A 12891-nucleotide genomic window follows, 5' to 3' on the forward strand; every position below is an offset into this window, starting at 1 on the left:
GCGGTAATGTGGCAAAGGCGGAAAGGGGCCCGCATGTCGAGCGAACACGGCGATCGGGTGCCGATCGATGCGCAGAGCGTCGACGCCCCGCTCTCGAAGTTCGCCGTGTTCCTCATCGTGACCGTCGGGGCGGATGCCGCGTCGCTCAACACTGTGCGCGACACCATCTCCGGCATCGACGACCTCGTGAAGACGGTCGGATTCCGCGACCTCGGCGCACATCTGTCGTGCGTCGTCGGCATCGGGCGCCTCTTGTGGGACCGCATGGTTCCCGGCATCCGCCCCGCCGAGCTCGAGGTGTTCCCGACCATCCGCGGCGACGTGCACACCGCGGTCTCGACACCGGGCGACCTGCTCTTCCATATCAGGGCCGAGCGCATCGACCTGTGCTTCGAACTCGAGCGCCTGCTTCTGGATGCCCTCGGCAGTGCAGTGCGCATCGCCGACGAGACGCAGGGCTTCCGCTACTTCGACGAGCGCGACCTGCTCGGGTTCGTCGACGGCACCGCCAATCCGATCGGCAGCGACCTCGCGCCCACGGCCGTCATCGACGAAGAGGATCCGCGATTCGCCGGCGGAAGCTACGTCGTGGCGCAGAAGTACCTGCACGACATGGGTGCCTGGAAGTCGCTCACCGTGGAGCAGCAGGAGGCGGTCATGGGCCGCACGAAGCTCGACAACGTCGAACTGCCCGACAGCGCCGAGAACCAGAAGGCGCACAAGACGCTCGCGACGATCGTCGACGAGAACGGCGTCGAGCACGACATCCTGCGCGACAACATGCCGTTCGGCAGGCCCGGGGCCGGCGAGTTCGGCACCTACTTCATCGGGTACTCGGCCCAGCTCTGGGTCACCATGCGCATGATGGAGCGGATGTTCATCGGGGACCCACCCGGGTTCTACGACAAGCTGCTCGACGTGTCGACCCCGGTGACGGGCGGCACGTTCTTCGTGCCGTCGAACCCGGTGCTGCAGGCGCTCGCCGACCCCTCAGCCCTTGCCGAGACGCTGGGGCTGAGCTCGGGTGGCGACGAGCAGAGCCAGCCGTCGAACGGCGGAGGGGCTGATGGCTCTCTCGGCATCGGGTCGCTGCGCGCTCCCGCGGACGAACTGGAAGGGACCGCATCATGACGAACCATCTGCTACGCAACCACGCACCGCTCACCGACTCGACCTGGGCGCTGCTGGATGCCGAGGCATCCGCCCGTCTGCCCGTCGCGCTCGGCGCGCGCAAACTCGTCGACTTCTCCGGACCGCACGGCTGGGAGTACTCGGCGACCAACCTTGGGCGTGTGACAGGCGTGGTCGCTGCACCCGAGGAATCCGTCATCGCCCGAAGCCGCAAAGTGCTGCCGCTGGTGGAGGTGCGAGCGGACTTCACGCTGGACCGGGAAGAGCTCGACGATGCCGATCGCGGTGCGGAGGATGTCGACCTCGGTCCCCTCGACGAGGCCGCGGTTCGTGCCGCTCGAGTGGAGAACTCGGCCGTCTTCAACGGATGGGATGCCGCCGGCATCACGGGCATCGTCGCCGCGTCGCCGCATCGGCCGCTGGTGCACGAGGGCGCTCCGCAGGACTACGACGACGTGGTCACGCAGGCGATCGCGGCGCTGAAGCGCTCAGGAGTCGATGGGCCGTACGCGCTGGCGCTGGGACCGACGCAGTGGACGAGCGTGATCGAGGCGAACGAGGGCGGCGGGTACCCGCTGATCCGGCATCTGCGCGACATCCTCGGCGGTCCTGTCGAGTGGGTTCCTGGGCTCGACGGAGTCGTCGTGCTCAGCCTGCGCGGCGGGGACTTCGTGCTCGAGGTCGGCCAGGATCTCGCGATCGGATACCGCTCGCACGACGCCCAGAGCGTGAGCCTCTACCTCGAGGAGTCGTTCAGTTTCCGCGTGAACACGCCGGAGGCCGCGATCCAGGTCGTCATCGGCTGACGCGGATCCCTCTCTGGAGGGCTGCACCCCGGCCGCTGCCGAAATGTACTCGGCAGCGGCCAGGATGCCTCCAAGGGTGATCGTGTTCATGGCGATCACCGTGGCGGGAGTTTGTGCATGGCGAGCAGCCAGCTCACCTCGCGTTCCCGCCGCTCCCGCTCGAGGCGGTTGCGGCGCGCAATGAGCTCCCATTCCGCGTCTCGGCTGGGACGTTCACGGTGCTCGCGCCTGCTCCACAGCACGAGCGCGAGGCCGACCCGCATGGCGAGGCGGTCGAGCGGACTCGGCGGATGCGAGTTCTGCCTCAGCGAGGCGATCGCCTCGGTCGTCGACGCTCGTTGCTGATCGAGTGTCTGCGTACTCATGGTTCGTTTCCTTAGGTTCGGTTTTCTCGCGGTGACGTCGAACGGCCGTGTACCGGTTCGACGGGTGCCCGCGACGACCCGGTCGTCACGGGACTCACGCGACTCATCGACGGATGCCGTCAGTCGCGATCTGAAAGGGCGGATACAAGAGACGATGGGTCGCCCGGTCGCGGCACGGAGGCGTTTTCTGCCGCGGGCACGTTCTGCGGTCGGCAGACGTGCGGCGATGGCGGCAGGAGCCGAGCGGCTACCGCTCGTTGTGCACCGGGCCACGAAGTGGCACGCGTATCGAAACGAAGCAGTCAGCTCCGGATACGCCACCCGCTACGCAGGCGGGTGCCCCACCGTCGGTCGACGACTAGTCGACCGGCGGCAGCGGCGAGCGGTGTGTGCTAGCGGTGCGCCGGCATCAGCAGGCCAGTCCTGTGCCGAGACGACGACCGCGCAGCAACGCGGCGCCGCGAAACACGAAGGTGTGAGGCTGAGTGTGCGTGATGGTGTGCATCATGACGTTCCCCTTTCGTGTTCCTTGTCCGCTCGAGCGCGACGATGCCGCGCGAGCCGGACTGAGTCGGCCGCCGGTTGGGCCTCGGCAAACCTAGCGGTGAATCACAGCTCGGCGCAAGCATCCATGCGGAATCATGCTCCGGCCGTAGCGCGAGGCCCCGCCGAACGAGGCGGGGTGCGCTCGAGCGCACCCCGCTCAGAGCCGCTTCGCACCCTCGACCGTGACGCGGATCGCATACAGTCGCGTTGTCGCCGTGATGTAGAGCGTGTTGCGCTGGAGCCCGCCGAACTCGAGGTTCGCGGCGATCTCCGGCAGGCGGAGCAGACCGAGCAGAGTGCCGTCGGGGTCGTAGACGTGAATACCCTCGCCTGTCGCGGCCCAGACGCGTCCCTGGTCATCGAGTCGCAGGCCGTCGTAGCCGGCGTCACTGGCAGCGAAGGCTCGCCCGTTGCGCAATGCGTCGCCGTCGACGTCGAACACGGTGATCGTCCGCAGCTCGCTATCGCTCACGTAGAGCAGCCGCTCGTCGGGGGAGAAGGCAAGGCCGTTCGGCTGGGTCAGAGTGTCGACGACGATGGTGAGCGAGGCATCCGTGGTGCCGGCGCCCGCTGCCCAGCGGTACACATTGCGGCTTCCGATCTCCTCGACCCCGCGGTGCCCCTCGTATTCGGTGAGGATGCCGTACGACGGATCGGTGAACCACACCGAGCCGTCGGAACGGGCGACGACATCGTTCGGGCTGTTCAGCGGGAGCCCGCCGTAGGCATCCGCCAGCACCGACGCCGACCCGTCGTGCTCCCTGCGCACGACGCGACGGTGCCCGTGCTGACACTCGACGAACCGACCCTGCGCGTCGACCGTGCGTCCGTTCGCGAAGCCGGCCGGGCTCGCCCACACATCGATGCGGGCACTCACCTCGTCGTACCGCAGCACGCGATCGTTCGGGATGTCGCTGAACAGCAGGAACCGACCCTGCGGTGAGTAGGCGGGCCCCTCGAGCCAGCGGCCGTCGTCGAAGAGGATGCGCAACTCGGTGTCGCCACGGATGCCGGCGAATCGCTCGTCACGGCTCTCGAACACGGCAGGGATGCGATCGGTCGTCATGCAGCCATTCCATCGCATGTGGGCGAGTTGCGCTTCACGGACCGATGTACCTCTCGAGCAGGTCGAGCTCGGGCTGGGATTCCGCCATCGTGACGGCGGCCGATCCGACGTTGCAGGCAGCCTGAAGCGCCTGCCCGCTCGGCATGCCCGATCCGAGCGCAATGGTCAAAGCAGCACAGAATGCGTCGCCGGCCCCGACGGTGCTCACCGGCGAGACCCTCGGCGACGAAGCACGAGCGACTTCCCGACCGTGCTCCAGGAGTATGGCGCCATCGGCGCCATACGTGACAGCTACAGAGCGGCCTTCACGCAGCTCGGGCTGAAGCTGATATTCCGACTCGTTCACCACGATGAGGTCAGCGCGGTCGATGACGGTGGCCGGCAACCGCCCGGCGGGAGCGGCGTTGACGGCGAGAAATCCCGGCACGACGGTAGTCAGAGCGGCAACGATCGCTGGGGGAGTCTCCAACTGCGTCAGCACGATCTCATCGACGCCGAAGCGGGTCCCATCGAGCGTTATCGCTGAGTTCGCGCCCGGGCAGACGACGATCTGGTTCTCCGCCGCCGCGTCGACGACGATGAGTGCTACTCCGGTCTGGCCATCGGTCGTGCTCACATCCGTGGTGCTTACCCCGGCGGCGCCGATCACGCGAAGCATCCATGCACCGTCGTCGTCATCGCCGACCGCACCGATGATGCGAGTCGCAGCACCGAGGCGACTCGCGGCGACTGCTTGGTTGGCACCCTTTCCTCCTGGCATGCGGATGAACGACGCGTCGCCGATCGTTTCGCCGGGCCCGGGCAGCCGTGGAGCGTGCGCGATCAGATCGACGTTGATGCTGCCGACTACGGCCACTTGGTGAGGCGCTGGCACGGATCCTCCGAACTATGGTGGCGACCTGCTTGACAGGTTTCGCTCGTCAGCATATGGTGATTTCTCACGTGAAATGATAACAAAATAACGTAAAGATCACACGGGCCTGGCAAGCAGTGCTGGCGGAGGACGAGTGCGATCGGCAAGAGCGACGATGTCGCGTTGAGTCAGCGTGGACGAGGCAATGGGAGCAAAGATGCGCGCAGTTGTGTTCGAGTCGGAAGGCCGGCTCTCGCTGGAGGAACGGCCCATGCCGGCTCCTGGCTACAAAGAGGTCTTGATCGAGACCGCCGCGGTGGGAATCTGCGGAACTGACACGCACGTCTTCGACGGCGAATTCGAGGGCACCGTCTTTCCGCTGGTGCCGGGCCACGAAGCGACCGGCACGATCGTCGCCCTAGGAGAGGGCGTCAACGACGGTGCTTTCGACTTTCAGGTCGGTGACCACGTCGCCGTGAACCCCAGCACAACGTGCGGCGAGTGCGAGTTCTGTCTCAACGGGCACTCGAATCTCTGCCCGCAATGGAACGGGCTGGGAGTCGTGGCCTCTGATGGCGCATCCCAGCAGTTCTTCGTTGCGCCGTCGCGCAACGTGTACAAGCTGAAGCCCGAAACGGATCTCTTCGAGGCGGCGCTCATCGAACCGCTCGCCTGCGCAATCCGAGGTTGGGACGTGTTACCCCGTCGTCTAGGCGATCACGTGCTCGTCTTTGGGGCGGGCACGATGGGTCTGCTGATGGCGCAGCTCGCGTCGCGAGCCGGCGCGGCAACGGTGACGATCGTCGATCTCAACAGTGAGCGGCTGAAGACTGCGGAAGCGTGCGGTATCAGCCTGCGGTACAACAGCGCGGACGAGGCCGACCGGGAGAAGTGGGACGTGGTTATCGACTGCACTGGCAACATCCGTGCCATTGAAGATGCCCTCACGAGGGTCAAGCCCGCTGGCTATTTCCAGGATTTCGGTGTGGCACCGGCTGACCGCATGGCTCAGTTCTCGCCGTTCCGTGTGTATCGAGACGAGCTGAGCATCGTCGGGACCATGGCGGTGCTCAACTCGTTCGGACGAGCGGTACAGCTCTTCGAGGGCGGCGCCATCAATGCGAAAGCGATGATCAGCCACTCCTTCACTCTCGACGACTATGAGAAGGCGCTCGAGATGTTCCGCAAGGGCGAGGGGCGAAAGCTGCAGATACGGCCGAACGACATCGAGTCCCGGGTTCTCGTCTCATGACCACCGCAGCCGGAACTCGGACGAAGCGACTCGCGCCGGTCGCGAAGCGCACCATCGGCGGTCTCGTCGTCGTTCTCGTGCTCTTGGCCATGTTCTTCGGTACGAAAATCGTTCCTGCCGATTCCAGCCTCGCGCAGTCGTCGTCAGGCAAGTTCGTCGCCGCCGAGTACGGCAAGTCGCAGTTCCCCAAGCAGCAGGCATACATCAAGAAGCACGCCGTCAGTGTCGCCGTGCTCGAGGCGGCGATCGCCAAGGATCCCGCAGCGGCAGCGAAGAAGTACGGCAAATCTTCGGACGGTGCGACGTACGTCATTCCGATCGAGTTCACCGGCGTGGTCGGTCAGATCCCAGATGCCGGATTCACCCCGATGACGGTGCAGGGATTGCCGCAGGGTACAGCGATCGGACTTCAACTGGGTCCGGCCATCACCGGAACCGACCTTCGCGACGTGACGGGCAACATCCACCTGGGCGACTTCGAAAACCAGATCCAGTTCCAGGACGCCGGCTCGGCGATCAACGACCAGTTGAAGAAGCAGGTGCTCACGAAGGTCGACTCCACCCAGCTGACCGGCAAGACCATCGCGGTGAAGGGCGCTTTCACGCTGGTCAATCCCCAGCAATGGAACGTGACGCCTGCATCCATCACGGTTGAGGGGTGACCAGATGAGTAGCGAGAACGCTGTGCGGAGGCCTGCAGCGGAGAATGCAGTGCTCTCTGCGCGACACATCGTGAAGACGTACGGAGCGACCCGGGCCCTCAAAGGCGTGAACTTCGATGTGCACGCGGGAACTGTCACCACCCTGTTCGGCGAGAACGGTGCAGGCAAATCGACGCTCATGAAGATCCTCGCGGGCGTCGAGCAGCCCACCTCAGGGACGATCCTGCTCGACGGTGAAGCGGTCGTCTTCGCTGACACGAACGATGCGAGGGCCAAGGGTATCTCGATCATTCACCAGGAGTTGAGCCTGGCTCCGAACCTTACGGTGCGCGACAACCTGTTCATGGGGCGGGAGCTGCGCAACGCGCTCGGCGCCGTGGACTATCGCGAGGAGGAGCGGCAAAGCCGTGCGGTCCTTTCCGAGCTCTCCAACGAGATCGAGCCCCTGATGCTGGTCTCCGATCTCCGGCTGGGGCAGCAGCAGCTCGTCGAGATCGCGCGTGCCCTGTTAGCAGACTCGCGCATCCTGATCATGGACGAGCCCACGTCCGCCCTGTCTGCTACCGAGGTCGACGTCCTGTTCCACGTGATCGACGACCTCACCTCGCGCGGGGTCTCGATCGTCTACATCTCCCACCATCTCGAAGAGGCGCTGCAGATCACCGACTACGCGGTCGTGCTCCGGGACGGCACGATGACGGCGACTGCGCTGGCCAAAGACATCGATCTGGAATGGATCGTGCGGCACATGGTCGGCGACGACTTCGACCTGGGTTCCCCGCCCTCCGGCTACGACTTCGGTGACGTCGCGCTCTCCATCGTGGATGTGAGTGTCGCAGACCCGAGAGACCCGAACCGCCTTCTGGTCGATCACCTTTCGCTCGATGTACGCGAAGGCGAGATCGTGTGCCTCTACGGGCTGATGGGCGCCGGCCGCACCGAGCTGATGGAGGCAGTGGCGGGACGCATTCCCTTGGCCGGCGGCGAGGTGAAGCTCAAGCAGCACGAGGTCTCGAAGCTGACGCTTCGAGAACGCCTCGCCGAGGGACTGGGACTCGTGCCGGAGGATCGGCAGCGTGACGGCCTCGTGCAGACCATGACGGTCGGGCAGAACCTCTCCCTGTCCAGCCTGAGCGGATTCGTGCGCGGCCTGTTCATCTCACCGTCCGCTGAGCGCAAGCACGTCAACGAGGCGATCCAGGACGTCCGCGTGAAGACCGCCGGCGGCGCCGCGATGATCGGCTCGCTCTCCGGAGGGAACCAGCAGAAGGTCGTGATCGGAAAGATCGTATCGACCGGACCAGACGTGCTACTGCTCGACGAGCCCAGCAGAGGAATCGATGTCGGAGCGAAAGCGGAAGTCTTCCGCCTCATCGCCGGCCGTGCTCGTGCGGGTCTCGCGGTCATCTACTCCACGAGCGAGGTCGGTGAGTGCCTGAGCATCGCGCATCGGATCGTCGTGTTGCGCCGCGGCCGGATCGCGGCCGAATTCCCACCCACCGTACGCAAAGAAGACATCATGGCCAGCTCCGGTGAAGCAGTCGCGGCCTGAGAACGAGGACCAAGGAACATACTCATGACCGATTCAACGGTGAGGACTCGCAGACGCAATCCGCTCGCTGGGTTGTCGTTCGGAGCGATGTTGCTCGAAGCCAGAGCATTCCTGGCGCTCATTGTCATCTTCGCGATCTTCTCGCTCCTGGCGCCGACCGCCTTCCCCACCCTGTCGAACATCGTCGTGATGTGCCAGCAGGTTTCGGTGTACGCGATCCTGTCCATAGGGATGCTCGTGGTCATCCTCGACGGCGGCATCGACCTATCCGTCGGTTCCACCCTCGGCCTGGCCGGCATGGTTGCCGGGCTCTGCATGCAGGGGATCAAGTTCGGCAGCGTGGTCCTGTACCCGTCCGTGTGGGTCGTCGTGATCATCGCAGTCGCGACCGGTGCCCTGGTCGGGCTGGTCAACGGCATCCTCGTCGCCAGGCTCAACGTGGCGCCCTTCGTGGCCACTCTGGGCATGCTTTACGTGGTTCGGGGTCTCGCCGAGCTGTCTACCAACGGCCTCACGGTCAACAACCTCGACGGCAAGCCGGAGCTCGGCAACACCGGATTCGACTGGCTCGGATTCAACTCGCTTCTCGGCATCCCGATCGGTGTCTGGGTGCTCCTTGTCGTCGGCATCGCCGCGAGTCTCTTGCTGAACCGTACGGTGTACGGCCGATGGCTCTACGCATCGGGCGGGAACATGCGCGCCGCCGAGCTCTCCGGCGTGCCGGTGCGGAAGGTCAAGGTGCGGGCATACGTCATCTCGGGCGTGTGCGCCGCCATCGCCGGCGTCATTCTGACAAGCGAGCTCACCTCTGCCGGGCCAACCCAGGGTACGTCGTATGAGCTGACGGCCATTGCGGCCGTCGTGATCGGCGGGGCCGCACTCACCGGCGGGCGCGGCACAGTGCGCGGCACACTGCTCGGTGCATTCGTGATCGGCTTCCTCGCTGCAGGCCTCACCATCGTGGGTGTCTCGGCGTATGTGCAGACCGTATTCACCGGCGCAGTGATCGTGCTGGCCGTACTCCTCAACGGGATTCAGTACCGTCGACGCCGCTCCGCTGCGAAATCGGAGACTCCGGCGCCTCCACCAGCTTCCTCGGAGCCGACCGGCGACATGACCGCCAGGTCGGCCGCCGAGGAAACCGTCGCCTGACGGCGGCACTCGTCCCGCACACACAGGACGAATCCATACAGCAATCGAGCACAGCTCAAAAGCGCAAAGGAAACAATATGTCCCGCAAAGCTATCGCGGCAGCGTTGGCGCTCGGCATCGCGGCACTCGCATTGACAGGGTGTTCGGGATCCGGGACCGGGTCCAACTCCACTGGATCGGGTAAAGCCGGCGGCCTCATCACCATCGTGGTGAACGACCCTTCGAATCCGTACTGGCTTACGGAGGGAAACGTCGCCAAGCAGGAAGCCACAGACCTTGGGTACAAGGCCAGCGTTCAGGCATCCAAGGGTGATGTGAACACCGAATCGAACATCATCGACACGGCCATCGCCAATCACTCTGCCGGCATCATCCTCGACCCCGCCAATGCCAGCGGCTCGATCGGTAACATCAAGCGGGCCATGAAGGCGAAGATTCCGGTGTTCCTCGTCAACGCCGAGATCAACCAGACCGGTGTCGCACTCGGTCAGCTCGTGTCGAACAACGCGCAGGGTGCGGCGATCGGCGCGCAGCAATGGATCAAGGCTGCCGGCACCAAGGGAAACTACGCAGAGCTCTACGGCCTGCCGTCTGACAACAATGCGGCCACGCGTGCGAACGGCTACCAGAGCGTCATCTCGCAGTACCCCGGATGGGTGAAGGCTGCGCAGCAGACCGCCAACTGGGATCGCGCTCTCGGTCAGCAGAAGATGCAGTCGATCCTGCAGGCACACCCCGACGTGAATGCCGTGATCTCAGGCAACGACGAGATGGCGCTGGGTGCGATCGCTGCCCTCAAGCAAGCCGGGAAGACCGGCGTGGTTGTCGGAGGCTTCGACGGATCTCCCGATGCTGTCTCCGCGATCAAGTCTGGCGACCTTGCGTACACAGTGCTCCAGCCGGTCGCGACCTTCGCGAAGAAGGCTGTGCAAGAACTGGATGCGTACATCAAGCACGGCACGAAGCCGAAGGAGGAGAAGCAGTCGTTCGACTGCATCCTCATCACGAAGGCCAACGTCGACAAGATGACGGGGCCTTTCACCTACTCCGGTTAGCCCCAGAGCGCGCCATCGGTCGCACGCGGGGCGGACGATCACGTTCGTTCGCCCCGCGTGCCGGCCATCATCGATCGACCAGGTCCACGTGCCCGCCTCGCGAATCGAGGCGGCGAAACGAGCGGCCAACTCCTCGAGACAAGAGAGGCACATGAGCCACGTAGTCAACGACCCAGCGGAATTCGCCGAGGAGGCCCTACGCGGGTTCGTCGCGGCCAATCGCAGTCTGATCGCGCGTGTGCCGGGTGGAGTCTCCCGCCGAAGCGGCCCGGCGCCTGGTGTCGCTGTGGTGATCGGCGGCGGCTCGGGCCATTATCCGGCCTTCGCTGGATTCGTAGGCGCGGGCCTCGCGCATGCGGCAGCCCTGGGGAACGTCTTCGCCTCGCCGAGCGCAGAGCAGGTGTACGAGGTCGCCCGATCGGTCGCGGGTCCTGCCGGCGTTCTGCTCAGCTACGGGAACTACGCAGGTGACGTCCTCAACTTCGACGAAGCGCAACGCAGACTCCTCGCCGAAGGGGTCCCGTGCGCCACCGTAAGAGTCACTGACGACATCTTCAGCGGCGGCGCGCACGACCGCGAAAAGCGTCGTGGCATAGCAGGCGACCTCGCAGTCTTCAAGGCGGCAGCATGGGCCGCAGAGCAGGGTCTCAGTCTGGACGAGACTGCAGCGCTTGCGGCTCGTGCGAACGATCGCACCCGAACGATCGGCGTGGCCTTCTCCGGCTGCACGCTTCCGGGCGCGGACGAGCCGCTTTTCACGATCGCACCCGGCCACATGGCGGTCGGTATGGGCATCCACGGTGAGCCTGGCATCGAGACGCTGCCACTGCCCGACGCGGGGCGGCTTGCTGAACTGCTCGTGAGCCGCCTGCTCGCTGAACGACCCATGGACGGTGCTGACCGGGTCGCCGTGATCGTGAATGGACTCGGCTCGGTCAAATCTGAGGAGCTGTTCCTGCTCTACGGAATGATCGAGGATCACCTCGAACGTGCCGGACTCACCGTTGTCGAGCCCGAAGTGGGTGAGTTCGCGACGAGCTTTGAGATGGCGGGCGTCTCGCTCACGCTGATGTGGCTCGATGATGAGTTGGAGGCGGCTTGGAACGGGCCCGCCTACGCCCCTGGTTACCGCAAGGGCACGGTAACGCCCGTGGCGAAAGAGCCGGCGTCCGAAGCCTCGGCGTCGGCTGATGCTCCGGCCCTTCCGGAGTCCAGTGCCGAGTCCCGCCGAGTAGCGGCCTGCGTGTGCGAAGCGCTTACGGCAATACGCGACGTCATCGACCGCGAAGCTGATGAGCTGGGACGGCTGGATGCCGTCGCCGGAGACGGCGATCATGGAATCGGCATGCAACGTGGCGCACGGGCAGCCGTCGGTGCGGCCATGGAGACGCGTGAGGCGGGCGGAGGGGCCGGAACCGTGCTCGTATGCGCCGGCAACGCCTGGGCGAACCGGGCCGGTGGTACGTCGGGCGCACTGTGGGGCGCCGCTCTCCGCGCGGCAGGCGAGCGGATCGGCGACACCGACGCTCCGTTGACTCGAACGATCGCCGAAGCGGTGCAGGAAGCTCGCCGAGAGGTACAGACCATCGGGAAAGCCACGGTCGGAGACAAGACACTGGTGGACGCGCTCGTTCCGTTCGCGAGCACTCTCACAGACCGTGCACGTCTTGGCGACGACCTGCCAGAAGCCTGGGCCGCTGCCGCGCAGGCGGCATCTGATGCCGCGGACGCGACGGCGAAGCTGGTTCCCCGTCTAGGCCGGGCGCGCCCGCATGCTGAGAACAGCGTCGGAACGCCTGACCCAGGGGCCGTGTCCTTCGCGCTCGCGATGGCGGCTGTGGCGGAGCTCATCGGAGCTGCCGACGCGCCCGTACCAGATGAATCCGCGCAGCCGACAACGCTCGCGGTCCCGCTAGAGGACTCAGCCGATGGTGGGGCCGGGCCGACCGAGACGAATGAGGGGTGAGAACGATGAGCCGCAGCTGGCGGGTGGTCGTCGGATCAGACGACGCCGGATATCAGTACAAAGAGGCGCTGAAGGCGGATCTCGAGAATGATCCGCGCGTGAGCGAAGTCATCGATGTCGGAGTGGATGCCGACAGCCACACCCCTTATCCCACGGTCGCCATCGCAGCCGCCGAAATGGTCAGGGACGGTGAGGCGGACCGCGCGTTACTCGTCTGTGGCACCGGCCTTGGCGTCGCGATCTCTGCGAACAAGGTGCCGGGCATCCGTGCTGTGACGGCGCACGACAGCTTCAGCGTTGAGCGCAGCGTGCTCAGCAACAACGCACAGGTGCTCGCGTTCGGCCAGCGCGTTGTGGGCCTCGAACTTGCACGCCGGCTTGCCAGGGAGTGGCTCGGATACGAGTTCGACGAGTCGTCGGCCTCAGCCGATAAGGTCGCCGTGCTCGACGAGTACGAGCAGCACGACACGTGCGAGTGAACATTC

At 65.4% G+C, this 12891-nt stretch carries 12 protein-coding genes; 9 read left to right on the forward strand and 3 right to left on the reverse strand.

Features of this window, described 5'->3' with window-relative positions; all coding sequences use genetic code 11:
* The first annotated feature begins 33 nt into the window (after positions 1-33).
* Entirely contained in the window at positions 34-1131 is a 1098-nt protein-coding gene (locus ACYVII_RS14230) for a Dyp-type peroxidase (protein ID WP_460536191.1), read from the forward strand.
* Positions 1128-1937: a bacteriocin gene (locus ACYVII_RS14235; RefSeq protein WP_460536193.1), complete on the forward strand. Its 810-nt coding sequence runs from the start codon at positions 1128-1130 to the stop codon at positions 1935-1937. Before ACYVII_RS14230 ends, ACYVII_RS14235 begins: the two co-directional genes overlap by 4 nt.
* Before the next feature lie 95 nt (positions 1938-2032).
* On the opposite strand, the gene ACYVII_RS14240 is transcribed toward ACYVII_RS14235, so the two are convergent.
* The 3 genes from ACYVII_RS14240 to ACYVII_RS14250 form a co-directional block, all read right to left on the reverse strand.
* Positions 2033-2302: a hypothetical protein gene (locus tag ACYVII_RS14240; protein ID WP_460536195.1), complete on the reverse strand. Its 270-nt coding sequence runs from the start codon at positions 2300-2302 to the stop codon at positions 2033-2035.
* 703 nt (positions 2303-3005) lie between these two features.
* Positions 3006-3914: an SMP-30/gluconolactonase/LRE family protein gene (locus ACYVII_RS14245; RefSeq protein ID WP_460536198.1), complete on the reverse strand. Its 909-nt coding sequence runs from the start codon at positions 3912-3914 to the stop codon at positions 3006-3008.
* Between the two features lie 34 nt (positions 3915-3948).
* On the reverse strand, positions 3949-4788 hold the full coding sequence (locus ACYVII_RS14250) for a ribokinase (protein ID WP_460536200.1): 840 nt from the start codon (positions 4786-4788) through the stop codon (positions 3949-3951).
* A gap of 196 nt (positions 4789-4984) precedes the next feature.
* On the opposite strand from ACYVII_RS14250, the gene ACYVII_RS14255 reads away from it, so the two are divergent.
* From ACYVII_RS14255 to ACYVII_RS14285, 7 genes are all read left to right on the forward strand, one after another.
* Positions 4985-6019 carry a zinc-dependent alcohol dehydrogenase family protein gene (locus ACYVII_RS14255; protein WP_460536202.1) on the forward strand — a complete coding sequence of 345 codons (1035 nt, stop codon included), beginning with the start codon at positions 4985-4987 and terminating at the stop codon, positions 6017-6019.
* On the forward strand, positions 6016-6681 hold the full coding sequence (locus ACYVII_RS14260) for a DUF2291 family protein (RefSeq protein ID WP_460536204.1): 666 nt from the start codon (positions 6016-6018) through the stop codon (positions 6679-6681). The genes ACYVII_RS14255 and ACYVII_RS14260 overlap by 4 nt, the downstream gene beginning before the upstream one ends.
* 4 nt (positions 6682-6685) lie before the next feature.
* Positions 6686-8233 (forward strand): sugar ABC transporter ATP-binding protein, encoded by a 1548-nt coding sequence (locus ACYVII_RS14265; protein ID WP_460536206.1) that lies wholly within the window; start codon positions 6686-6688, stop codon positions 8231-8233.
* Positions 8234-8257: 24 nt separating this feature from the next.
* Positions 8258-9385, forward strand: coding sequence for an ABC transporter permease (locus ACYVII_RS14270; protein WP_460536208.1), 1128 nt, complete (start codon positions 8258-8260; stop codon positions 9383-9385).
* Positions 9386-9462: 77 nt separating this feature from the next.
* Positions 9463-10440 (forward strand): D-ribose ABC transporter substrate-binding protein, encoded by a 978-nt coding sequence (locus tag ACYVII_RS14275; RefSeq protein ID WP_460536210.1) that lies wholly within the window; start codon positions 9463-9465, stop codon positions 10438-10440.
* 151 nt (positions 10441-10591) lie between these two features.
* The gene (locus tag ACYVII_RS14280) at positions 10592-12406 is read left to right on the forward strand and encodes a dihydroxyacetone kinase family protein (protein WP_460536212.1); all 1815 of its coding nucleotides are present in this window, start codon (positions 10592-10594) and stop codon (positions 12404-12406) included.
* 5 nt (positions 12407-12411) lie between these two features.
* The gene (locus ACYVII_RS14285; protein WP_460536214.1) at positions 12412-12885 is read left to right on the forward strand and encodes an RpiB/LacA/LacB family sugar-phosphate isomerase; all 474 of its coding nucleotides are present in this window, start codon (positions 12412-12414) and stop codon (positions 12883-12885) included.
* Positions 12886-12891 lie beyond the last annotated feature (6 nt).

This window comes from Humibacter ginsengiterrae (genome assembly GCF_054780115.1).